The sequence below is a fragment of the Faecalicatena contorta genome (assembly GCF_021531895.1).
Taxonomy (GTDB): domain Bacteria; phylum Bacillota; class Clostridia; order Lachnospirales; family Lachnospiraceae; genus JAFBIX01.
In genome coordinates this window covers 1-22,234 of sequence record NZ_JAFBIX010000027.1, presented here as the reverse complement: position 1 = coordinate 22,234, position 22,234 = coordinate 1, and the positions used below count along the sequence as shown (strand labels likewise).

At 43.3% G+C, this 22,234-nt stretch carries 22 protein-coding genes and 3 pseudogenes; 20 read left to right on the top strand and 5 right to left on the bottom strand.

Going from position 1 to position 22,234, the window contains the following annotated elements:
* Nucleotides 1-148 precede the first annotated feature (148 nt).
* The 3 genes from JQM81_RS10995 (at nt 149) to JQM81_RS13930 (ending at nt 1,174) form a co-directional block, all read left to right on the top strand.
* Complete coding sequence (locus JQM81_RS10995) at nt 149-736, top strand: helix-turn-helix domain-containing protein (RefSeq protein WP_235233674.1); 588 nt, start codon at nt 149-151, stop codon at nt 734-736.
* A 73-nt stretch (nt 737-809) separates the two neighbouring features.
* Nucleotides 810-1,058 (top strand): hypothetical protein, encoded by a 249-nt coding sequence (locus JQM81_RS10990; RefSeq protein WP_235233673.1) that lies wholly within the window; start codon nt 810-812, stop codon nt 1,056-1,058.
* 35 nt (nt 1,059-1,093) lie between these two features.
* Nucleotides 1,094-1,174 (top strand): zinc ribbon domain-containing protein, encoded by an 81-nt coding sequence (locus JQM81_RS13930; protein ID WP_235233686.1) that lies wholly within the window; start codon nt 1,094-1,096, stop codon nt 1,172-1,174.
* A gap of 34 nt (nt 1,175-1,208) precedes the next feature.
* On the opposite strand, the gene JQM81_RS10980 is transcribed toward JQM81_RS13930, so the two are convergent.
* Nucleotides 1,209-1,727, bottom strand: a complete 519-nt coding sequence (locus JQM81_RS10980) for a helix-turn-helix domain-containing protein (RefSeq protein ID WP_235233672.1) — start codon at nt 1,725-1,727, stop codon at nt 1,209-1,211.
* A 143-nt stretch (nt 1,728-1,870) separates the two neighbouring features.
* Between JQM81_RS10980 and JQM81_RS10975 the strand changes: the two genes are divergently transcribed.
* From JQM81_RS10975 to JQM81_RS10960, 4 genes are all read left to right on the top strand, one after another.
* Nucleotides 1,871-2,083 (top strand): hypothetical protein, encoded by a 213-nt coding sequence (locus tag JQM81_RS10975; RefSeq protein ID WP_235233671.1) that lies wholly within the window; start codon nt 1,871-1,873, stop codon nt 2,081-2,083.
* 84 nt (nt 2,084-2,167) lie between these two features.
* A complete protein-coding gene (gene cysK / locus JQM81_RS10970) occupies nt 2,168-3,097 on the top strand; it encodes a cysteine synthase A (RefSeq protein ID WP_235233670.1) in 930 nt (309 codons plus the stop codon).
* A gap of 15 nt (nt 3,098-3,112) precedes the next feature.
* Nucleotides 3,113-3,550 (top strand): YunG family protein, encoded by a 438-nt coding sequence (locus JQM81_RS10965; RefSeq protein ID WP_235233668.1) that lies wholly within the window; start codon nt 3,113-3,115, stop codon nt 3,548-3,550.
* Between the two features lie 297 nt (nt 3,551-3,847).
* Nucleotides 3,848-4,039, top strand: coding sequence for a DUF4405 domain-containing protein (locus JQM81_RS10960; protein ID WP_235233667.1), 192 nt, complete (start codon nt 3,848-3,850; stop codon nt 4,037-4,039).
* Between the two features lie 180 nt (nt 4,040-4,219).
* On the opposite strand, the gene JQM81_RS10955 is transcribed toward JQM81_RS10960, so the two are convergent.
* Together JQM81_RS10955 and JQM81_RS10950 are read right to left on the bottom strand one after the other, a co-directional pair.
* Nucleotides 4,220-5,443 carry a hypothetical protein gene (locus JQM81_RS10955; RefSeq protein WP_235233666.1) on the bottom strand — a complete coding sequence of 408 codons (1,224 nt, stop codon included), beginning with the start codon at nt 5,441-5,443 and terminating at the stop codon, nt 4,220-4,222.
* Nucleotides 5,412-5,843, bottom strand: a complete 432-nt coding sequence (locus tag JQM81_RS10950) for a hypothetical protein (protein WP_235233665.1) — start codon at nt 5,841-5,843, stop codon at nt 5,412-5,414. The genes JQM81_RS10955 and JQM81_RS10950 overlap by 32 nt, the downstream gene beginning before the upstream one ends.
* Before the next feature lie 327 nt (nt 5,844-6,170).
* Here JQM81_RS10950 and JQM81_RS10945 point away from each other — a divergent pair, with 327 nt between their 5' ends.
* The 5 genes and pseudogenes from JQM81_RS10945 (at nt 6,171) to JQM81_RS13830 (ending at nt 12,001) form a co-directional block, all read left to right on the top strand.
* Nucleotides 6,171-7,751 carry a glucose-6-phosphate isomerase gene (locus JQM81_RS10945; RefSeq protein WP_235233664.1) on the top strand — a complete coding sequence of 527 codons (1,581 nt, stop codon included), beginning with the start codon at nt 6,171-6,173 and terminating at the stop codon, nt 7,749-7,751.
* Between the two features lie 476 nt (nt 7,752-8,227).
* Nucleotides 8,228-8,623, top strand: a complete 396-nt coding sequence (locus JQM81_RS13925; RefSeq protein WP_331473135.1) for an IS110 family transposase — start codon at nt 8,228-8,230, stop codon at nt 8,621-8,623.
* A gap of 26 nt (nt 8,624-8,649) precedes the next feature.
* Nucleotides 8,650-9,516: an IS110 family transposase gene (locus JQM81_RS10940; RefSeq protein ID WP_331473134.1), complete on the top strand. Its 867-nt coding sequence runs from the start codon at nt 8,650-8,652 to the stop codon at nt 9,514-9,516.
* 565 nt (nt 9,517-10,081) lie between these two features.
* Complete coding sequence (locus JQM81_RS10935; protein WP_420370577.1) at nt 10,082-10,999, top strand: alanine racemase; 918 nt, start codon at nt 10,082-10,084, stop codon at nt 10,997-10,999.
* A gap of 138 nt (nt 11,000-11,137) precedes the next feature.
* A pseudogene (locus JQM81_RS13830) lies at nt 11,138-12,001 on the top strand (NAD(P)-dependent oxidoreductase).
* 132 nt (nt 12,002-12,133) lie between these two features.
* On the opposite strand, the gene JQM81_RS10925 reads toward JQM81_RS13830, so the two are convergent.
* Nucleotides 12,134-13,267, bottom strand: a complete 1,134-nt coding sequence (locus tag JQM81_RS10925; RefSeq protein ID WP_235233660.1) for an ROK family transcriptional regulator — start codon at nt 13,265-13,267, stop codon at nt 12,134-12,136.
* Between the two features lie 285 nt (nt 13,268-13,552).
* Between JQM81_RS10925 and JQM81_RS10920 the strand changes: the two genes are divergently transcribed.
* The 4 genes and pseudogenes from JQM81_RS10920 to JQM81_RS10905 all read left to right on the top strand — a co-directional run bounded on the left by JQM81_RS10920 (nt 13,553) and on the right by JQM81_RS10905 (nt 17,100).
* Complete coding sequence (locus JQM81_RS10920) at nt 13,553-15,175, top strand: mannitol dehydrogenase family protein (RefSeq protein ID WP_235233659.1); 1,623 nt, start codon at nt 13,553-13,555, stop codon at nt 15,173-15,175.
* Nucleotide 15,176: 1 nt separating this feature from the next.
* Complete coding sequence (locus JQM81_RS10915) at nt 15,177-15,542, top strand: GntP family permease (protein WP_235233658.1); 366 nt, start codon at nt 15,177-15,179, stop codon at nt 15,540-15,542.
* Entirely contained in the window at nt 15,539-15,889 is a 351-nt protein-coding gene (locus tag JQM81_RS10910; RefSeq protein WP_235233657.1) for a BadF/BadG/BcrA/BcrD ATPase family protein, read from the top strand. Before JQM81_RS10915 ends, JQM81_RS10910 begins: the two co-directional genes overlap by 4 nt.
* A 59-nt stretch (nt 15,890-15,948) precedes the next feature.
* Nucleotides 15,949-17,100: pseudogene (locus tag JQM81_RS10905) on the top strand (double-cubane-cluster-containing anaerobic reductase).
* A 671-nt stretch (nt 17,101-17,771) separates the two neighbouring features.
* On the opposite strand, the gene JQM81_RS10900 reads toward JQM81_RS10905, so the two are convergent.
* Nucleotides 17,772-18,338 carry a LysR family transcriptional regulator gene (locus JQM81_RS10900; protein ID WP_235233656.1) on the bottom strand — a complete coding sequence of 189 codons (567 nt, stop codon included), beginning with the start codon at nt 18,336-18,338 and terminating at the stop codon, nt 17,772-17,774.
* Between the two features lie 188 nt (nt 18,339-18,526).
* On the opposite strand from JQM81_RS10900, the gene JQM81_RS10895 reads away from it, so the two are divergent.
* The 4 genes and pseudogenes from JQM81_RS10895 to JQM81_RS10880 all read left to right on the top strand — a co-directional run.
* Entirely contained in the window at nt 18,527-19,600 is a 1,074-nt protein-coding gene (locus JQM81_RS10895) for a glutamate cyclase domain-containing protein (RefSeq protein WP_235233654.1), read from the top strand.
* 33 nt (nt 19,601-19,633) lie between these two features.
* Nucleotides 19,634-20,920 carry an Nramp family divalent metal transporter gene (locus JQM81_RS10890; RefSeq protein ID WP_235233653.1) on the top strand — a complete coding sequence of 429 codons (1,287 nt, stop codon included), beginning with the start codon at nt 19,634-19,636 and terminating at the stop codon, nt 20,918-20,920.
* Nucleotides 20,921-20,975: 55 nt separating this feature from the next.
* Complete coding sequence (gene garR, locus JQM81_RS10885) at nt 20,976-21,920, top strand: 2-hydroxy-3-oxopropionate reductase (RefSeq protein ID WP_328282618.1); 945 nt, start codon at nt 20,976-20,978, stop codon at nt 21,918-21,920.
* A 61-nt stretch (nt 21,921-21,981) separates the two neighbouring features.
* Nucleotides 21,982-22,234: pseudogene (locus tag JQM81_RS10880) on the top strand (hypothetical protein); the annotation flags it as partial.

The following is a 22,234-nucleotide window of genomic DNA, read 5'->3' as shown; positions in this document are numbered from 1 at the left end:
GCTGTTTTTATAAGGTTTTAAGTGCTGTCAAATACTTTTGACACTGTGTTTTCAGCAAAGTAAAACAGGTTTGATAGACAGAAAAAGAAAAAGTGATTATTCTCAGAACAGGTCAAGAGAACAAATCACTTGCAAAGGAGAATATTTTATGGAGCTGAACGCACAGATAAAAAAATACCGAAGGTCGCTTAATCTGTCCCAGGAGGAATTGGCTGAAAAGGTATACGTGACAAGACAGACGATTTCAAATTGGGAGAATGGAAAGAGCTACCCCGATATTCATAGCCTGCTGCTTCTCAGCTCATTGTTCAATGTATCTCTCGACCAACTGATTAAAGGAGATATAGAGACAATGAAAGAAATGATTGACGAGCAGGAAGTTAAGAAGTTTAATTATTACGGAAACATTTTCACTATTCATCTTTTGATTTTGATGATCTCAGCGGCACCGCTATTTATTTGGTTAGAACAATATGCGGTTATACCTTTCGGGGTATTGTTCGCGATTACGATGTTTTGGGCATCAAAAGTTGAAAAAATCAAGAAAGAAAATGATATACAGACATATAAGGAAATTGTTGCATTTTGTGAAGGTAAAAAATTAGATGAAATTCATAAGATGGTTGAAGCAGGAAAACGTCCATACCAAAATATCTTAAAGGTTATTATCAGTGCTGTTGTTACAGCAGCGATTTGTTTTTTGATTGGAGGTTTAATGCACATATTCTTGAATTGAGCATCATTTTGTATCTGCGGCCATAAGAACAAAGAGTCAGACGCACAGACACCAAGCTGATGAGTTTTACAAAATGAACAAGGTGGAGATAAACTACTGTGAAAAAAGAACAATTATTGTAACGGCTTTCTTTGGGTTTGAAAGCCCGACGGGTTATAGTATTACAAATATCGATAAGATTGAAAGCAGGTCCATTGCTAATGCTATGTTCATTCCGCCTGTGTCACCGGCAATAAAGAAGATCAAGGGTATTCTTACGGTAAATGGACGAATGAATATATGCGTTAGTCAAAGATATAGCAACAGCGAGTTGCTTGCCTGACAGATGAAGAGTTGATTGATTTTTGCGTAGAACATATGGCAAATGAAGATTGGCCTGCAGAACAGGTGCGTGCGCATATGGAAGCAGTGGTGCCGAGATTGAATCGTTGGAAATAATAGACATCGAAAATTGCACAATGAGTTCATTTTATTAGGAATTCAATTTTTCTTTCTCCGCATTCAGGAGATCAATATTGATGTTATTTTCGCTGGCTGTCTTATCCACCCACAGATTCAGGGAATCAATGGCAAGGGATACTTCGTCTAATTTCTTACTGATAAATGCAAAATCCTTGATTTCATCATCGGTAATCTTGCCATCCCGGGCAATCTGGATCAGACGGCTGGTTAATGGGTTGATTTCATTCAGGCTGGCAATAGTCTCCAGGATGATCGTGGATAATTCTGATATTTCAATCTCTGGAACGTAGCGGCTGCCGATAGCGCATTTGTGGGAACAGTAATAATTACAAAGGTCTGGCCGTTTATAACAGTCGGCCATCTGAATGATATCGTATGGTGTCGGCTCCTGCAGCTCGTATTCGATTTTTTCAATTCTGGAAGCGGATACACCGACCATGTTCTCACTGGCTTTTTCACGAGTCAGTCCCTGAGCTTCCCGGCATAACTGATATATATTTTTATTCTCTCTTGTCGATTGTTTTCCCATGAATCATTTCCTCTTATTTCTCTAAAATTGTGAAATACACATGGTTAAGCCTTCGCTTCTGGTGTGTACTTCTTATTCTAAAATGATTATACTGAAAACATGGAAAAACAGCAAGGATAAGGCGGATGAAATGAGGTGGAAAGATGTTATCACTATTATTTGCGATATGCATGATCTGGGTATTTGGAAAATTATTTATCTTCGGGATTAAAGCAGCCTGGGGAATATCAAAGTTCATTGTCACTGTTGTGTTATTGCCGCTGGCTTTGATAGGATTGGTAGTTGGTGGATTCATATATTTGGCATTTCCAATATTGGTTGTGGTGGGAATTGTGTCATTAATTTGTAAGAACTAAAGAGAAACAGAAATAATTGTTTTGGGGACAGCAGCTTCATATGTTATAATGATTACACTGTGATTGGAAAAAGGAGAAGAAGAAATGATATATAATAACGTATTAGAAGCGGTGGGTAATACTCCGATGATCCGCCTGAACCGAATGGTGGATGAAGACTGTGCGGAGATTCTTGTCAAATTTGAAGCGGTCAATGTAGGCGGGTCCATCAAGACAAGAACGGCATTGAATATGATTATGGATGCGGAAGAAAAAGGAATTATCAAAGAAGATACCATTATTGTAGAACCAACAAGTGGAAACCAGGGGATCGGCCTAGCGTTGGTCGGAGCAGTAAGAGGCTACAAGACGGTTATCATTATGCCGGATTCTGTCAGTGAAGAGAGGCGTAAGCTGGTGAAGCAGTATGGGGCAGATATCCGAGTTGTACATGATGAAGGTGATATAGGAAAATGTATCAATGACTGTATTCAGATGGCGATGGATATGAAGGCGGAAGATCCAAGAGTATTTGTGCCACAGCAATTTGAAAATATGGCCAATTATCAGGTGCATTATGAAAAGACAGGTGCTGAGATCGTGGAACAGGTCGGAAAGAAGATTGATGGATTCTGTTCGGGAATCGGAACAGGAGGAACGATCAGCGGAATTGGTGCGGCCCTCAGGAAGGCCAATCCTGATATAGAGATCTGGGCTCTTGAGCCGGAGAATGCAGCAATCCTCTCTGGAAAGGAAGTTGGTTCACATATTCAGATGGGAATTGGAGATGGAGTGATCCCAGGTATCTTAGATCAGAAGATTTATGATGAGATCGTGATCGTGACAGATGAAGAAGCACTTCAGACGGCAAGAGAACTGGCAAGAAAAGAAGGCCTTCTCTGCGGCATCTCCAGTGGAACAAATGTGGCAGCAGCAATGAAGCTTGCACGAAAACTTGGAAAAGGAAAGACCGTAGTAACGGTACTTCCGGACACTGCGGAGAGATATTATTCAACACCATTATTTGAAGGATAAAAGGGCGGATATCATATGGAATATAAGTTTTGGGGCTGGGAACAGGCGGATGTTGTGGCTGTAACAGACCAATATAAGGGGATTCGTACACCGGCTGATTTATATGCTGCACTGTCAGAAATCTGGTGTGCTAAGACCTGCGCACCAAGAATGCGGCAGAAATGGACACCGGAAAATAAGACGCTGGGACAGTGCTCGATTACAGCATTTTTGGCACAGGACATATTTGGCGGTAAGGTGTATGGCGTCTTGCGGCCTGGTGGAAATTATCATTGTTATAATGTGGTTGGGGACTGTCGTTTTGATCTGACGAGTGAACAGTTTGGTGGGGAAGTATTGGTGTATGACGGCAACCCAGAACAATTCCGCGATGTTCATTTTGCAAAAGAGGAGAAGCGGTTAAGGTACGAATATCTGAAAAAGGAATTGGAGTTGTATTGTATGAGAGAATGAAAGAAGCATCAGCCTCCTATGATAATTGATGAACAGATTTCTATAAGAAAATGGAAAGAACTTTTAGAAAACATCTCTTGACAAGTTAGTGAAAGATAACTATAATGTAAAGCGGGTTAGATGAAACTAACTCGTTTTTATGAGGATTGGTTAGTCTGAACTAATAACTTTCCTCGAAGGCGGTCAAGAAAACGCTGCGGGAAAAGATTTACAAGAAACTGCTGCGCATTGCTGAAACAGTGTATTCTGTGGAGAATGGAAGGAAAAACAACGTTTATTAAAGGAGGAACATTTCTATTGAATCGGAAAAAGATGTACATCATTGATATATTACTTGCGGTAGACTTTATCGTTTTAGCCCTCAGCGGCTTTGCGATTCATTTTTCAGATGGGAAAGTCTGGGCAATCATGCACAGTATCACTGCAGTCCTGTGCATCGTATTGGTTGTTTTACATATCAGGAGGTTATCTGTGAATCTGAAAAAATGATTTATATTATTTTGATCATCTACTTCATTGTTGGGATTAAAACGAGCCCATCGGATAGTGCGAAAGTTGAATATTAATATCGCAAAAAGTGAAAAGTATGAAGAGGTATCAGATTTGGTGAAGTTGTTCGAATAAAAAAAGATTGCGCTTAATGCGCAATCTTCAGGATGTAGATAAAGTTTATACAAAAATATCACCCAGTGAAGATGTATTTCTCCTGGTATGAAATCCGAAAGTAATCGCTTTCAAATCTTCACCTTTTTGCCAGCGTGCAAATAAATCGAGTTTGCGCTCATAGCCAAGGATGATTGCATTTATCCTGCTTTCAGTCATGTTTGTGTCAAGGGAGTAAAGATCTTTGATAAATGCAGGATCGGGCACCTTTGTTATGTCGACCAGACTGCGGTCTTTCACAAGTGAAAGTAGTCCCAGCTCTGTGCCAGAAAAGCTCTCAGTTGCTATTTTAAGCATATCATTGTCGTTGTCAGGGACAGAATCATTTACAAACATTGACTTTCCACTATCATAAATCGGGGCAGGTTGTATAAATTTTAATGTGTCGGCATCTCTCAATACTGCTATATTAGATAAATGTCTGTCACGTCCGGAAAGGATAAAATCGGTCATAATCTGATATTCAAGAAATGGCCTTAATTCATTTTCTGGCAGACCATGTTCATTGCAGACGGATATGAAATGTTCATATGTGTTGGTATCTGTTTTTTTCTTTTTTGATGTCACAATATCATAGGCAGAGATCAGTTCTGTCTTTGTAGATGTAAATAGTTCAGAGAAACAACCGTATTGATATGGTTTGCCATGTATCTCTAACAATCTGTAAGTAGTGTGATTTGAAAATCCCTGTAGTTCGTGAAGCTTTGTGGCGATAATTTCATTGAAGCATTCCTGAGATAATGCATCTCGATTTCCTTTAATCATTCCACGCTTGCCATTTCGGATAGTCCAGCATTTTTCAAGAGTTCCCTGGAGAGAACTGTTTGGTGTATAGTGTGGAATGCCATCGGGAGTGTCAGGTCCGTCATTTTCTATGTTGATATCATTGTGAAAATTATTTTCAAATAAGTTTACATCTTTCCACCGAAGACCGGAGTCAACAGGAGATATCCAGTAATAGTCGGTAAGTGAGAGCCCAAGATTTTTTGCGAGGTAGTCTTCCGGCCCCAGAAGGTCCTTGTCCACAAGCATTTGCCTGATATGTCCCTGGAAAATGGGGACGGCACGTCTTGCCCACCACTTCTTAAGCCAGTCGGTGCTGTCTGGATTATGTAATGGAGCAAGAGAAGCATTATTCTCAAATAATTTGTAATCTTGTATAGAACCATCTTCGGTAAGATTAATCACGGCAATGGCATTATCTTGTCGTTTTAGAATATATGGTCTCATAGGCATCCTCCATTGCGAGCTTTGCCAGCAGCTCTTCTAATTTCCATTTTGCCAGTTCCTCAATAACCTGCGTAGCTTCATGCTTTACCGGCATTATTTCTTCTTCATAAGTTTTTCCGTCTTTAACAAAAGATAAACAGTACGTCTTATGCTTAATGCAGATAATAGCAGCGGTGTCATATTTTTCAGATTGAACGTTACAGGTATAAAGACACATCTTATATAGTTCATTCATTGATATACCCAGTGCCTCAGATAATGCATATAACTGTCCGCTTTTTAATTTTTCAACAGGTAGCTTGTGATTCGCCAGATCATTTAAGGTGCTGTAAGGAACACGGCTACTTCCCGCAAGCTTATACATGGATATATGATTATTTTCCAAAAAAGATTTCAACATAATTTGTTCACCTCACAATTAATTATACCGTATATGCGGTATATATACAACAAATTTTTATCGACAATGAGTTCTGTCTAGAAATGATGTGGCAAACATTCTGTTATTCCTTGCAAGTGATGAATCCCGTGCTATCACTGGTCAGGCACTGCAGACCGGCTTTGGTGGAACATTATAAAAAATAGAAAGATGAAAGTGCGCTGAGGAGTCTGGAGAAAAAATCTCCAGGCTTCTTTTTTAATCTGCATAAAATGAATGTATTGAATTAGCCTTGGTTTAATAGTATAATTTTTAATAGAATGTATTAGCAATGAGGAGGAAACTGCAATGATTACTTGGAATAACTTAGATAAACTGGCTTCTTTTCAGGAGCTTTTGGATGCGAAGCGTGTGAATCTTGCTGAAGTTATGGCGGGAGAAAATGGTGCAGAGCGTGTGAAGAAATACAGCGTACCAATGGCAGAAGGCCTTGCTTTTAACTATGGTGCGAAGCAGGTGGATGATGCTGTATTGGAAGTACTTGCGAAATTGGCAGAGGAGGCTCAGCTTACAGAAAAATATGAGGCACTTTACAATGGTGAGGTGATCAATACTGGAGAGAAGCGTCTGGTACTTCATCAGCTGACCCGTGGACAGCTGGGAGAGGACGTTATGGCTGACGGCGTGAATAAACGAGACTTTTATGTAGGACAGCAGACAAAGATTGCGGAATTTGCGAATAAAGTACATGCCGGAGAGATTACGAATGCAGCCGGAGAGAAATTTACAACGGTTGTACAGATCGGAATCGGCGGAAGTGATCTTGGCCCTCGTGCAATGTATCTGGCTCTTGAGAATTGGGCGAAGGTAAATGATACATTGAAGATGAAAGCTCAGTTTATCAGTAATGTTGACCCAGATGATGCAGCAGGTGTTCTAAGTAATATTGACATCGCTCATTCTATCTTCGTACTTGTGTCCAAATCAGGTACAACACTTGAGACATTGACCAATGAGTCCTTTGTAAAAGATGCGCTTGCAAAAGCTGGACTGGATGCATCCAAGCATATGATCGCGGTTACAAGTGAGACTTCTCCGCTTGCAAAGAGTGATGATTATCTTGCTGCATTCTTTATGGATGATTATATTGGCGGACGTTATTCTTCAACATCTGCAGTTGGCGGAGCTGTATTGTCCCTGGCATTTGGACCAGAAGTATTTGCTCAGTTCCTGGATGGTGCAACTGAGGAAGATGAGCTTGCCAAGAATAAAGAATTGCTGGAGAACCCGGCGATGTTGGATGCATTGATCGGTGTGTATGAGCGCAATGTACTTGGATATCAGAATACGGCAGTCCTTCCATATTCTCAGGCACTCAGCCGCTTCCCGGCACATTTGCAGCAGCTGGATATGGAGTCCAATGGTAAATCTGTGAACCGTTTTGGAGAACCAGTAGCTTATCCGACAGGTCCAGTTATCTTTGGAGAACCGGGAACAAACGGACAGCACTCTTTCTATCAGCTCCTTCATCAGGGAACGGATATTGTGCCACTCCAGTTCGTTGGATTTAAGAGCAATCAGATGGGTACTGATGTTGTGATTCAGGATAGTACAAGCCAGCAGAAATTATGTGCAAATGTAGCTGCACAGATTGTAGCATTTGCGTGTGGAAAAGATGATGAGAATCGTAATAAAAAGTTCGAAGGTGGACGTCCGTCAAGTATTATTATTGGAGAACAGCTGAATCCAAAATCATTGGGTGCGCTGCTTTCACACTTTGAGAATAAAGTCATGTTCCAGGGATTCGTATGGAATCTGAACAGCTTTGACCAGGAAGGTGTTCAGCTTGGAAAAGTATTAGCTAAGCGTGTACTTGCTCATGAAACAGACGGAGCACTGAAGGTATACAGTGATTTGCTGAATATCTAACAGATTATGATTTGCAAAAAAGCAGTCGTGAGAATCTCATGGCTGCTTTTGAATATCTAGTATAATATATAAATATATAGAAAATGCCTATAAATAGTATAATATATAGAAAATAGCAATTTGGAATTCCTCAATAAAAATCCGGTTTTTGACACGATTTTATTAAAAAAAGTCTCACAAGGCACTGTTTATGCGCTTTGCGGGACTTTTTGTTACTTGACGCTTACACGTTACTTTTTCTGTTTTTTGTCTGTGAGCAAATATTTCTCATTTTCTTTGTTGGTATTATCTGTTTTGATGTGCAGAATCCAAAGGCATCATGCAGATCATCTGTTAACTCTGTTCGTGTATAAATAGCTTCCTGTATAATTCAAAGTGTAGAGAGTAAATGATTTTACAAAAATAGATACCTAAGTTAAACTGTCATTGCTGACCGGCCAGTTAGCAAATGAACAGAGTAAGGAAGGTATCTACAAATGAATTCTACACAAAATAAGAAGATTGGGCAAGTAAAAGAAACAACAATGATCGTTGGTATTGATGTTGGCAGTGAAAAGCATTATTTTAGAGCTTTTAACTGGAGAGGTATTGAACTTACCAGAAAGCCTGTACCGTTTTCAAACTCTATGGAGGGATTCAACAGCTTTTATAACACTATTGTGGAGCTGATGCAGGAAAATAAACTTGAAGAGGCAATGGTAGGAATTGAACCAACAGGTCACTACTGGTTTGATCTTGGGCAGTTCATGGGGGAAAAGGATATAAAGTTTGTAATGGTAAATCCACACCATGTGCATAAGACCAAGGAGTTAGATGACAACAGCCCATCTAAAAATGACAGAAAGATCCTCGAATTATTGCAGGATTGGTAAAAGATGGAAGATATTTTTACTCATACATGCCAACGGGTGTGTATGCAGAACTGCGGAATGCTTCAAATCGTAGGTTTGTCCTTGTGGAAGAACAAACCAGAGCAAAGAATCGTCTGCAGAAATGGATTGCAGTGTACTTTCCGGAATATAAGGGAATATATACACACATAGATGCAAAGGGAGGACTGTTAGTATTAAAACAGGCACCAACTCCTGAGGAAATAGTAAGACTTGGAGTAGAAGGCATCATAAAGATATGGAAAGATGCTAAACTCCGTGGAAATGGGTATAAGAAGGCTATGTTGATTCTGAATGCAGCAATGAGGAGCATCGGATTAAAGACAGGCCTTACAGAAGCCAGAATGGAGATTCAGGATCTAATCGAAGATTATGAACTTCAGACAAAACGTCTTGAACGGGTCAATGACCTGATAAAAGAACTGTGCCATCAGATCAAGTATGTAGATAAGCTGCTTGAAATAAAAGGCATAGGAATAACAACTGTAGCTGGTTTCATAGCAGAGGTTGGTGATATCACGCGCTTCGATAACACGAAAGAACTTCAGAAACTGGCAGGATTGGAACTGGTGGCAGATAGTTCTGGTAAGCACAACGGAAAGACAAAGATAAGTAAAAGAGGCCGTAAGCGTCTCAGGTATCTTCTTTTCGAAGCGGCCATATCAGTAGTGGGTAAGAATGAAGAATTTAAAGAAATCCACAGGTATTATACTACCAGAGAAAAGAATCCATTAAAAAAGATGCAGTCACTGATAGCGGTAGCTTGTAAGCTGATAAGAGTATTCCATGTAATTCTTACAAAAGGTATCCGCTATGACGCATCAAAGATGCTTGGAGATATCAAGCGTCCGGGAACACAGCAAAAAGCTGCATAGTTCCAGAAAATGAAACAACCATAAGAATTGCAGGAAGCGTCCGCCGAAAGGTGCTGTAATAGGAGTGTTTGGATCAGTAATGAAAGTACAAAGAATGAGCTGGTAGCCGGCGGGAATCTTCTCCAGAGGGCATGACCCTGATGAATAGCTAAGCTGGCACCCTGGTTATGGACAGGCAGAACGAAGGAAGTGAGGACCCGCCGTAAGGAGGATGATCCTGTTGGACATGAGAGGTGAGCTGCCATATAGGGATGGGTATACATCGAGGCCATTTAGAACGAATAGTGATGACGTTTTATTTGGTGTACCCATTATTACTATATATCTGCCCTGTATGAGGTAAAGATCACTCCATAACCTTAGTTCCATTCATTGGCAGGTATCAAAAAGTATTGAATTTATTGAAAAAAACACTTGATTATATGGAGAGGTTGATAGCCTTTTCCGGTGTGTTTTACAAAATCCATTTCCTGCAAAGCCGGAAGTATCTGATTTATTGTATATTTATCGTCTAGCTTTTTCTCAAGGTACTTATAAATGATAAGTGCAATGAAACATGGCAATCGTGCACGAGCAGCTTAAGAAAGGTGCAAAAGGTATTACCTGTGCGAAGGTAAGCGAGGCGCAGGATCTGATCGAGGCAGGCGTAGAGGATGTTCTGATTGCCAATCAGGTGACAGAGCCGGAGAAGATCGCAAGAGTGGCATCCCTGGCGAAGTGTTGTAAGTTAGGTGTGGCGGTAGATCAGTCTAAGAATGTGAAGGACCTGGAGGCGGCTGCGGCGCTTCAGGGGTCTACAATCTACGTACTGGTAGAGTATGAGATTGGCATGAAGAGATGTGGAGTACAGACAAAAGAAGAGCTGCTTGAGCTTGCTAAGGAGATTGATGCCTGTGAGCATCTGGTATTCGAAGGAATTCAGGCTTATGCAGGTCATCTGTCACACGAGGAAGATGCGCAGAAGCGGGAAGATGAAAGTAATAAGATTGAAGCGCGTCTGTGGGAAGCCAGAAATTATCTGACTGAGAATGGCATTCAGGTAAATGAAGTCAGCGGTTCCAGTACCGGAACGATCGGAAACCGCAAGAAAGGTACACCATATACAGAGATTCAGGCAGGAAGCTATGTGTTCATGGACGTAGCATACGGTAAGTTAAATCTGGAGTTCAAGAATTCACTGTTCATCTTGACAACTGTAATCAGCAAAGGCAATGACCAGACGATTACAGATGCCGGAAGAAAGAGCGCTTCTGTTGACCAGCAGAATCCTGTATTCTACGGCTATGAGAATGCCCCGGTGAACTGTTCTGAAGAACATACAAAGGTTAGCAACGAGTATGTAGATAAGCCGTTAGGCGAGAAGCTTAAGTTGATTCCAGGTCACTGCTGTACTTGTATGAATCAGAATCGTTTCCTCTACATGGTGCGTGACGGTAAGGTCATCGACAAGGTGCCGATCACAAGCCACGGCAAATCAAGATAATTGTTTCCGCAGAGTTAATCACTTTTATCCGCCATAGAGTTAACATACAAAAGTCAGCAAGCGTCTGGCTTTTGTTGTATTATAGCTTGTCAGTCAAAAGTTAGGAGTTTATATCTTATACAAGTAGGAGGAAGGATTATGAAAAAAATAGGATTTATCGGTGTGGGGATTATGGGAAAGTCTATGGTACGCAATCTGATGAAGGCGGGATTTGAACTGCATATCTATGTCCGTACAAAAGCAAAGGCAGAGGATGTCATCAGTGAAGGGGCGATCTATCACGAATTAATCGCAGACTGTGTGAGAGACTGCGAGGCGGTGATAACGATCGTCGGATTCCTGAAGGACGTAGAAGAGGTCTATTTTGGTGCCTGCAACATTATGGAGAGTGCGAAGGCAGGCGCTTACTTGATTGATATGACGACCACAAGCCCGGCACTGGCAGAGAAGCTTTATATAGAGGGAACGAAACAGGGATTCCATGTGATGGATGCTCCTGTGACTGGCGGAGATACCGGAGCGAAGGCAGGAACACTGTCAATTCTCGTGGGCGGAGAAAGAGAAGACTACGAGACATGCAGGATTCTCTTTGAAGCTATGTGAACGAACATCAATTATCAGGGGAAAGCAGGGTGTGGACAGCACGCCAAACTTGCCAACCAGATCATGATCGCAGGGGCATTATCAGGTGTGTGCGAGGCTCTGTCCTATGCGAAGGCAAAGGGGCTTGATCTGCAGACAATCCTTAATTCTGTATCTACAGGGACGGCAGGAAGCAAGCTGCTTGATATCTTCGCACCGAAGATCCTTGCAGGAGATTACGCGCCGGGATTCTTTATGAAGCACTTTATAAAGGACATGAAGCTTGCATCTGAGGAGGCAGTACAGAGCGGCCTGAGCCTGAATATGTTAGAGCAGGTTCTCTCCAATTATGAGCAGCTGGAGTCGGAAGGTTATGGTGATCTGGGAACGCAGGCATTAATAAAGTATTATGAGAAGTAAGCGATAAATTACCGGATATTTTGCAAAACAAGCATGAGCAGTGAGACAGACGGAGACAGTCAGGGACTACCTCCGTCTGTTTATTACTGCTGATGATTACATTATCCGATAGTATATATCCCCAAAAGGTTATTATATAGACTGGATAAATTGCTCCACATAGAACAGTGCGGCGCCGATCGCGGGAGTATATTGCCCATGTACGCCGACCAATAGATGTTCCTTTTTTAGTCGGAACGGCGAGACAGAATTGATGTGCTTCAGCAGATAGTCAATATCCTCCGCTGTAAAGTAAGGAGCCAGATATCCGCTGATGATGATAGGTGCGTCGACTATCATATTGAGATTCTTCATTGCAAATGCCAGATGCTTCAGATAATCTTCCCAGATTTGCATAAGATGGGGAGATTTTTTCTCTCTTAAGAGAGGAAACAATTCTTTTGCAGGCATGGAAGCAGCATGCTCCAGAGAGTCAGCGGAACAGTAGGTCTCCAGACAACCGCGGTTTCCACAGTAGCAGAGCGGTCCGTCAGGATTGATACACATATGTTCAATAGTGCCGCTATGCATAGTAGTACCCTGGTGGATCTGACGATTGGTGATAATTGCCCCGCCCAGATTACTGTTGAGCAGCACGATCACCGCACTGTCCAGGGACGGATGATTCCACAGCTCCAGATTGGCGGCAGCCTTGGAATCATGCTCCAGATGGCAAGGATACGGAAGATATAAGGAGAAATCTTCCAGGTTCATTCCAGTATTATTCATAATAGCTCCATAGGTTATAGCCGTATTATCCGAAGAAGTAATTCCCTGAGTCGCAATGGCAATTCCAAGGATACATGCCTCCTCATAGTGATTCTCTGCAATAAATCTTTTGATCTCATCAGTAATCTGCTCATAATAGGCGGCAGTGTTGGAATATGGAAGTGTGATCGTATCGGTATGAATAGTATTGCCATATAGATCGATCGCGGTAATGTGGAACATATCCTTTAGAATACCGATGCCGATGGAGATTCGAAAAAGCGGGACGATACGGATCGCATGGGCCTTTCTTCCGCCGGTGGAATCAAAGTATCCATTTCGTTCGATCAGACCCTCCTCTTCTAATACATTTAAGTTCTGACTGACCGTAGATAAGCCCATCTGCAGATCCTGGACGATCTGCAGCTTGGAGACTACCTTTTTCTTATAGATATATTGATAGACCTTAGATTTATTTATTTGTTTTAAATTAATTGCGGTTAATCCTTTATCACTCATGATCATTCTCCTGGAGAGTATATCTTATCGCGCGGAGCGCGCTCATGCGAAGCATTAGGTTACGATACATTTGTCTTAGAATTAAGACTTAGATTTATTCTATAATAAGGGCAATAAAATTTCAATAAAAAAGAAAAAAGTAAAAACGACTGTGAAAATGACCAGAATGGGAGATTAAAAGTTGTGACTTCTGTCAATAGATTTATTAGGAAGTAAGTTATATACTATACTTACAACTTAGATATAAACGTAAGTATAAATTAAAAGAAAAACGGAGGAAGTAGCATGAAGTTAACAATCAATGGAATCAAAGATCGTGAGCCGTGGGAAAAGGCTGGAATCACACTTCCGGGGTATGATGTGGAAGCTGCCGCGGAAAAGGCAGAAAAAGAACCGGGATGGGTACATTTTGGAATCGGCAATATTTTTCGTATCTTTATCGGCGGCATCGCAGACGGGCTTCTGGAGGAGGGGGTGCTTGACAGAGGGCTTACCTGTGTGGAGACGTTTGACTATGACGTGGTAGATAAGATCTACGAGCCTTTTGACAATCTGGGACTGAGCGTGATACTGCATGGGGACGGGACAAGAGAGTACAAGGTATTAGGATCTCTGGCAGAAGCAGTGAAGGCGCAGTCATCCGACCAGGCACAGTGGAGCAGGCTTAAGGAGATCTTTACAAGCCCGTCACTGCAGCTTGTCTCTTTTACGATCACAGAGAAGGGTTACGCCCTGCAGAAAGCAGACGGGACATGGTTTCCTTTTGTAGAATCTGATATACAGAATGGCCCGGATCGATCAGTCGGAGCGATGGCAGTGCTGACGGCCATGCTCTATGAGCGGTATAAGGCAGGGAGATATCCTCTGGCACTTGTATCTATGGATAACTGCTCTCAGAACGGTTCGAAACTGCGCGAGTCTGTGCTTACTATGACTGAGGAGTGGCAGAAAGCAGGATTCGTAGATGATGGCTTCGCTTCCTATGTAAGTGACGAGAAGATTGTTGCTTTTCCATGGACGATGATTGATAAGATCACACCAAGACCGAGCGAACAGATCGCCGAAGACCTTGATAATCTGGGCGTGGAGGATATGCAGCCGGTCATCACCGGGAAGAAGACCTATATTGCACCGTTCGTCAATGCGGAAAAGCCGCAGTATCTTGTGATCGAGGATAGTTTCCCGAATGGACGTCCTGCTCTGGAAAAGGGCTTTGGCGTATATATGGCTGACAGAGAGACGGTGAATCTGTCTGAGCGTATGAAAGTAACGGTATGTCTGAATCCGGTACATTCTGCTACAGGTCCTCTTGGAGTGACGTTGGGATATGATCTGTTTGCACATATGTTGAATACAGATGAAGATATGATGAAGATGGCCCGCATGGTAGCTTATGATGAAGGACTTCCAGTAGTACCGGATCCGGGCATCCTCTCTCCGCAGGAATTTGTAGATGAGCTTTTCAATGACCGGTTTCCGAATGAATATCTGGGAGATACGAACCTTCGTCTTGCCGTAGATGTGTCTCAGATGGTAGGAATCCGTTTTGGAGAGACGATCAAAGCATATGTAGAAAAATACGGAGATGCTTCACGTCTGACTGCTATTCCGCTCGGAATTGCCGGATGGCTCAGGTACATGCTGGCGGTAGATGATGAGGGAAAGAGCTACGAGCTTGCTCCAGATCCTATGAATGAGGAGATTCAGGAACAGTTAGGGGACATTGTAGTGGGACAGCCGGAGACATGTACAGATCAGCTTAAGCCGATCCTCTCGAATGAGCGTATATTCTTTACTGACATTTACCAGACTGGTCTGGGAGAAAAGATCGAGACCATGTTCCGTGAGATGATTGCCGGACCTGGCGCTGTAAAGGCAACCGTACACAAGTATGTAGGAGGTAGATAAAATGGCGGAACCGGTATTTGCGGCAGAACCATCCAGACTGTTGATCGCGGCAGCAGCGGGTATCGTACTATTGTTGCTGCTGATTATCAAGTTTAAGATACATCCGGTGTTATCGCTGCTGATCTCTGCGCTGTTCATTGGTCTTGGAGACGGGATGCCGGTTTCGGCTCTGGTCAGTACTGTGGAAAAGGGTGCAGGAGAGACGCTGCAGGGGATCGTACTGTTGATCGGGCTTGGTTCTCTGTTCGGCGGTATTTTAGAGGTGTCGGGAGGAGCACAATGTGTTGCCCAGACCTTAGTCAATAAGTTCGGAGAGAAAAAATCAGGAATTGCCTTGGGGATACGGGAAAGTTCCTGGAGGTTATGACGAACCGATTGGGGCTTACGCAGAATGAACTCTCAGAGCTTGCGAGAGAGGGAAGCCCGATCACCATCAGCTCTATGTGTACTGTATTTGCGGAGTCGGAGGTTATCAGCCTGATCGGGAAGGGAACGCCGAGAGAGGACATTGCATATGGTGTCATCGAATCTGTGGTGACTAAGGTCGTTCAGCTTATATCACAGGTTCCGGGAGAGAGGTATTTCCTCACAGGAGGACTCTGTGAAGAGGAATATTTCATAGAACGGCTGTCAAATGCACTCCAAGCACCTGTGTCAAGCAGCCCTCATGCAAGATATGCAGGCGCGATCGGGGCAGCGCTGCTCGCAGAATGATAAGCACAGGTACAAAAACAGAAGGAGAAAAGACCGGATCATAGAGAGGAGAAATAAAAATGGAAAATTTTGAATTGCCAAAGACATTTGATGAATTTGTAGATGCCAGAAAGGCAGGATTTATGAGGGCGAAGGAGTTCAAGGAGAATGGCGGGAAGCTTGCCGGCTGTCTGTGCTCTTATACGCCAAGTGAGATCATGGAGGCTGCGGGAGTTGCGACGGTAGGACTCTGCGGTACGAGCAACGAGGTGATACCAGATGCAGAGAAGGTGCTGCCGAAGAACCTATGTCCGCTTATTAAGAGCACCTATGGCTTCGCTTATACAGAGAAATGCCCTTATACATATTTTTCTGATATCATTATCGGAGAGACGACATGCGATGGCAAGAAGATGTATGAGCTGTTAAATGAGATCAAGGAGACACATATCCTTCATCTGCCGCAGAGCCAGGATCGCCCATATGCCAAGGGTATCTGGTATGAGGAAGTGAAGCTCCTCAAGGAGAAGATAGAGGAGAAGTTCGGCGTAGAAGTGACAGATGAGAACTTAAGAGCAGCTGTAAAGAAGCGCAACCGCCTCAGAAAGGCAATGTGCAACATGTACCAGCTGCAGGAGAACTGCCCTCCAGCGATCAAGGGGACGGAGATGATGATGGCACTTCAGCAGGGCACATCTTCTTTTGATGTAGAGTAGCAGATCGCCAATGTGGAGAAGAAGGTTAAGGATGCCAGGGAAGCGTATGAGCGCGGAGAGTATCCGGTAGATAAGTCTGCAAAGCGTATTCTGCTGACAGGATGTCCGAGCGGCGGACTCATCCAGAAGGTCGGTATGGTAATCGAGAATAATGGCGGAGTGATCGTCTGCCTTGACGACTGCATCGGAGAGCGTACGAACCAGCTGATGATCGATGAGGATGCGGACGATATCCTGCGCGCGATCTCTGACAGATATCTCGCCATCAACTGTTCTGTCATGACGCCGAATACGGGAAGGCTTGAGAATACGAAGAAGATGATCGAGAAGTATAAGGTAGACGGCGTGATCGAGACTGTGCTCCAGGCATGTCATACCTTCAACGTGGAGGCGGAAAATGTAAAGAGGATGGTAGAGGATATGGGGATACCATATATGAAGCTGGAGACAGATTATTCTACCACAGACAATGGACAGATCGAGACAAGGATTGCAGCATTTATCGAGATGCTGTAGGAGCTTTTAAGACAGAAGAACAGTAGAATATCATATATAGAGACGCTATCTGAGACAGATCTAAATGGCGGTAAACAAGGAATATAAGCCCCTGTTTATCGCCATTTTTTTGCGATCATGCAGGTGTGCGGGGCACATTTTTCCAAGTTTTCATTTTTCCAAGTTTTTCTTACCTGAGAGATTCAGATATCGGGAGGCGCAGAAAGGGTGGAAGGAGAGCCGGATGATAGTATATCTTGCTTGCGCCTGTACAGAATATATAGTAAGGATCATATCCACGGAGCATACCGCAGCTTCATGCTCCAGAGAGTATATTTTTGTATAACTAGTAGGAGGAAAAAATTATGACAGAAGGCAGATGAACTCCTGCAGGCTATAGAGAAAAGCCCGGACCGCCCCCTCATTGTGCTGATGAAGCTGCTTGTGGTGCAGAAGATAGCACATCCTGTTCGGCGGGGTTTCCATGAGTTCATAGATACAGAAGCTCTCCGCATTGTAGAGGGCATGGGCAATAGAGCTTGGAATGATCGTCCAATCACCGGGAGAGTGGAAGAACGAGTGCCCAAGCGAGGCTTCATTTACGATTACCTGCGGAACGGTAGATGACCACCAGCGATCGTGCCATTTTGTGTATGACAGGTCAAAGTCCTGATAGATCTCGTAATTACCGTCTAGCTCTGTCGGGTGTATTTTTTTATTGGGGGGGTAAAATTTCCTTCATCAGGGCGATAGACGACTGCTACATACTTTTCCTCGAATAATAGAGTAGATTCAATATCTGAAAAGGGTGTGTCTGTATTCGTGATTCCGATATCGATCATGCGGTTCTCCAGCATGCTGTGTATGTGATCGCTGTTGTGATTGGTCAGAGTGATCTCAAGATATGGATGCTCCACGAAAAATGTTTTGTAAAAATCAGACAGGACATAGTGGTTGATACTGTTTACTCCGCTGACCGACAGCTTTGTCTTATGCGTACTGTATTGGAGGAGCGCTGCCTCCTTATAGAGTGAGAGGAGGTTAATGGCAATGGGGACGAACTCCTCCCCCTGCTTCGTCAGTACCGTATGCTTCTGGCCCTTTCCACGGGAGAATAAGGAGACCCCTAACTCTTCCTCTAACAGCGCCAGCTTGTGGCTGACCGTAGGCTGGGGCATAAATAAGGAATTGGCAGCGTTCGAGATACTGCCAAGATTCTTGATGGCAAAAAATATCTGTAGTGTTTCCTGGTCAAGCATCCTTTATCCTCCTTTTATTATCAAGAATGTTAATATTATATACGAAAATTGGTAAGTTTTCAAGAAATCAATTGTGCGATAACATAAAGAAAAGCTAGCTAATAGTAAAAAATTAATCTTAAATCTAAGAAAAGTCGACTTCAATTTAGATGAGGAAAAAATTAGGAATTATCAGAATGGAGGAACGTATGAAATCATTCGATGAACAAAAAATACTGAATTGTGGACAGGCAATTGATGATCTGGTCAACATTGATTTTCATGCACGAGGAGTCCTAAAATCAATCTATCAGGCGTTTCTTGAAAAAGTAGGCGAGCCTTTATCCACATATGCGGCTAAGGGGCTTTTGGAAGTGTTAAAAGAACCAGGGAAGATCGTACTGATTGGAACTGGGTTCATGATTAAGCCCACATTAAAGCCAGAGACTGACGGACCGATCGCATCTGCGCTTCTTGCAAGAGCGGTCTCTCTCTTAGGCGGTAAGCCAGTGATCGTAATCGAGAAGGAGGGTGTTAAGGCAACTGTGGCGGCATGTAATGCGGCTGAGCTGAATGTCTGTGAGAGCATCGAAGAGGCTCTTAATACCCCACATTCCGTTGCAGTAGAGGCGATGCCTGCATGCAAGGAGGAGAAGGAAGCGAAGGGGAAGATGGATTACTTCTTATCTTATCATCCGGCGGCCATGGTCAGTATCGAACATCCGGGAAGCGGAGATGACCGCAAATATTACAGCGTTATGGGCTATGCTCTTGACGACTGGGTAGCTCCAATCGACAGGCTGTTAGAAGAAGTGAGGGCACAGGGTGGCTTCACCATCGGTGTCGGCGATGCGGGTAATGAAGCAGGTATGGGGCACTCCAAGGAGGCGGTCGAAGAGTATCTTCCATACGGAGAGCTTACAAGTGCCAAGAGCTCCTGTGATGCACCGATCATCGCATCTGTATCAGACTTCGCAGTATTAGGACTTATTGCAGCGATGCAGGTTATCACTGGGAAGAAAGTACTGCCAGGCCTAGAACTTGAGGAAGTAGTTGTACGAAGCACAGTGATAGCCGGAAGCTTAGACGGATGTACTGGCAGACAGATACCAGCGATTGATATGATTGATATTAATTATATCAAGTCTTTCCTGCATATGCTGGATGCGATCGTGTACTATACAGAGGAATTTGCACCGACAAGACCATTTTTTGTTGATTACCTAAGAGGTGCTGATATCGGAGCACCTGGAACATACAGCGGAGGACACGGTGGTAAGTAAGAGACAGACAGGAAGAGAGAAGGAGGGAATCCTATGGGAATGACAAATGAAAAGCAAGCGTCATCAATAGCTGCAAAGAAATTAACAATCAAAGACTATATCAGTTATATCGGACCTGGAACGATTATGGCGGCGGCGGTAGTAGGACCTGAAACAGTAACAACCTGTTCAAAGCAGGGCGCTACTTATGGATATCAGGCTCTGTGGATCATGGCGATCGCGTGTATCATCGCATACTTTTATCAAGAGCCGGCAATCCGGGTTGTATTAGGAACGAAGAAGTCCGTTATGACAGGAATCCGGGAGAACATCGGAACAAAATATGCAAAAGGTGCATATGGGATCATCTGCTACGGCAGTGCGGCGCATCAGGCAGCCAATCTGGTAGGTGCGGCAATGGCGCTTAACTTCTTTATCCCCAGCGTAGGAGTTGTAGTGTGGGCAGCAGTGATCGCAGCGATTGCATTTGTGATCGTATTGGTCAATAAATATGCATTGGTAGAGAGAGTCAACACAGTCCTGATACTTTTGATGGTAGGTGCGTTCGTAGTCACGATGTTTGTATCAGGCCCAAGTATCACAGATATCTTCACAGAGGGCTTCACATTCAAAGTACCTGGCGGAGATGTATTGTTAGTCTTAGCGCTTATGTCAACAACGATCATGCCGGATGCACCGCTTAGCTTCTCTGGCTACCTGTTAGAGAGATTCCCGGATGCAGAAGGAAGCCAGAATGAAGTAAAGCTAAATAGATTCGACTTAGGTCTGAATATGTTTTTAACATTCCTTATCTCAGCTTCTATCATCATATGTGCAGCGACCGTAGTACATCCGCTTGGCATTGAGATCGAGACAGCAGCAGATATGGCAAATGCACTTGTACCATTGTTAGGAAGATTTGCAGGAGTATTTTTTGCATTTGGACTTGCGGCGGCAGCAATCTCCTCTGCAATCTACAGAATCAACATTCAGCCGATACTTTTTAGTGCGGCAGTAGGCAAGAAAGAAGTTAATCCAAAAGACAAGGGTTGTATCGCAGGTGCATTGATCGTAGCAGTAGCGCCGGTTATACTGATCGGTCTGTGGGGCGGCTCGCCGGTTTCTCTTATTATTGTAGCACAGGTACTTTACGGAGTATTCCTTCCGGTATTAGTACTGCTTGTGTGGAAACTGTGTTCCAATAAGGACTTCATGGGTAAATATGTAAATTCAAAGGCACAGAATATGATACAGCTTGGTATCTTCTTATTTACTCTGTTCTTCTCTATCAACGCAATCTATCAGAATGTTATTCTTAAGATCATGGCAATGATGGGATAATGGACGGCAGATGAGGTAGATACGGAGCATTAGAAAATGATACCTGTATCTGAGTATCAGACAAAAGGAAAAAACTGATAAGGAAAAGGAGCAATATAGATATATGAGTAAGATTGGGTTTATTGGTCTTGGAATCATGGGAAAGCCTATGAGCAAAAATCTTATAAAAGCAGGATATCAGCTTGTAGTATGTGATTTTAATAAGGAGTCGGCAGCAGAACTTGTCTCCCTTGGAGCAGAAGAAGCAGCTACCGCAAAGGAAGTAGCGGAGATCTGCGATGTAATTATCACGATGCTTCCGAACTCTCCGCATGTGCGTACAGTAGCTCTGGGAGAAAATGGAATCATAGACGGAGCAAAGCCAGGTACGGTCCTGATTGATATGAGTTCTATCGATCCTATGGAGAGTAAGGCAATCGGAAGCGTGCTGGCAGAAAAAGAGATCGACATGCTGGATGCGCCGGTAAGCGGCGGAGAGCCGAAAGCGATCGACGGCACACTGTCTGTAATGGTCGGAGGAACGAAGGAATTATTCGACAAGTATTATAGCCTCCTTAAGAATATGGCGGGATCTGTCGTATATATTGGAGACTTAGGTTCAGGCAATGTCGCTAAGCTTGCCAATCAGATCATTGTGGCAGTGAATATAGCCGGATTGTCAGAAGCACTTATGCTGGCGAAGAAGATCGGCGCAGATCCGCAGCTCGTATTCGAGGCAATCCGGGGAGGACTTGCAGGCTCTACCGTTATGGAGGCGAAGGCTCCGATGATACTGGAGCGTGACTTCAAGCCGGGATTCCGTATTGAATTACATATCAAGAATCTCAATAACGCCTTAAGTGCAGGACATGTCGTGAACTCACCGCTTCCGCTGACCGGACAGCTGATGGAGATCATGCAGTCCCTGAAAGCGAACGGACATGAAAAAGAAGATCACGCAAGTATTGCAAAATACTATGAGCAGTTAGCCAATACCGAGATCACTACGAGAGAAGAATAATACAGCAATAATAGAAAGAATAGTACGACTGTGCTGTAAAAATGAAATAAAGGGGAATAAGATGAAGTTAGAACAGCTAGAGACACCGGCATTAGTGCTGGATATGAATATCTTTGATGAGAATCAAGACAAGATGATGAAGCTGGTAAATGACCTTGGAGTTGCCCTCCGCCCGCATTATAAATCCAATAAGTGCCTGGCGATCGTGCATGAGCAGCTTAAGAAAAGTGCAAAAGGCATCACCTGTGCGAAAGTATCATATATATTTTTCCTCCACTTGGAATGTAAACATCTGATATTATATAATATAATAT

Coding starts and splice junctions, on each gene's coding strand:
- JQM81_RS10995 (WP_235233674.1), top strand. CDS start 149: ATGGAGCTGAACGCACAGATAAAAAAATACCGAAGGTCGCTTAATCTG.
- JQM81_RS10990 (WP_235233673.1), top strand. CDS start 810: ATGAACAAGGTGGAGATAAACTACTGTGAAAAAAGAACAATTATTGTA.
- JQM81_RS13930 (WP_235233686.1), top strand. CDS start 1,094: ATGGCAAATGAAGATTGGCCTGCAGAACAGGTGCGTGCGCATATGGAA.
- JQM81_RS10980 (WP_235233672.1), bottom strand. CDS start 1,727: ATGGGAAAACAATCGACAAGAGAGAATAAAAATATATATCAGTTATGC.
- JQM81_RS10975 (WP_235233671.1), top strand. CDS start 1,871: ATGTTATCACTATTATTTGCGATATGCATGATCTGGGTATTTGGAAAA.
- cysK (WP_235233670.1), top strand. CDS start 2,168: ATGATATATAATAACGTATTAGAAGCGGTGGGTAATACTCCGATGATC.
- JQM81_RS10965 (WP_235233668.1), top strand. CDS start 3,113: ATGGAATATAAGTTTTGGGGCTGGGAACAGGCGGATGTTGTGGCTGTA.
- JQM81_RS10955 (WP_235233666.1), bottom strand. CDS start 5,443: ATGAGACCATATATTCTAAAACGACAAGATAATGCCATTGCCGTGATT.
- JQM81_RS10950 (WP_235233665.1), bottom strand. CDS start 5,843: ATGTTGAAATCTTTTTTGGAAAATAATCATATATCCATGTATAAGCTT.
- JQM81_RS10945 (WP_235233664.1), top strand. CDS start 6,171: ATGATTACTTGGAATAACTTAGATAAACTGGCTTCTTTTCAGGAGCTT.
- JQM81_RS13925 (WP_331473135.1), top strand. CDS start 8,228: ATGAATTCTACACAAAATAAGAAGATTGGGCAAGTAAAAGAAACAACA.
- JQM81_RS10940 (WP_331473134.1), top strand. CDS start 8,650: ATGCCAACGGGTGTGTATGCAGAACTGCGGAATGCTTCAAATCGTAGG.
- JQM81_RS10925 (WP_235233660.1), bottom strand. CDS start 13,267: ATGAGTGATAAAGGATTAACCGCAATTAATTTAAAACAAATAAATAAA.
- JQM81_RS10920 (WP_235233659.1), top strand. CDS start 13,553: ATGAAGTTAACAATCAATGGAATCAAAGATCGTGAGCCGTGGGAAAAG.
- JQM81_RS10915 (WP_235233658.1), top strand. CDS start 15,177: ATGGCGGAACCGGTATTTGCGGCAGAACCATCCAGACTGTTGATCGCG.
- JQM81_RS10910 (WP_235233657.1), top strand. CDS start 15,539: ATGACGAACCGATTGGGGCTTACGCAGAATGAACTCTCAGAGCTTGCG.
- JQM81_RS10900 (WP_235233656.1), bottom strand. CDS start 18,338: ATGCTTGACCAGGAAACACTACAGATATTTTTTGCCATCAAGAATCTT.
- JQM81_RS10895 (WP_235233654.1), top strand. CDS start 18,527: ATGAAATCATTCGATGAACAAAAAATACTGAATTGTGGACAGGCAATT.
- JQM81_RS10890 (WP_235233653.1), top strand. CDS start 19,634: ATGGGAATGACAAATGAAAAGCAAGCGTCATCAATAGCTGCAAAGAAA.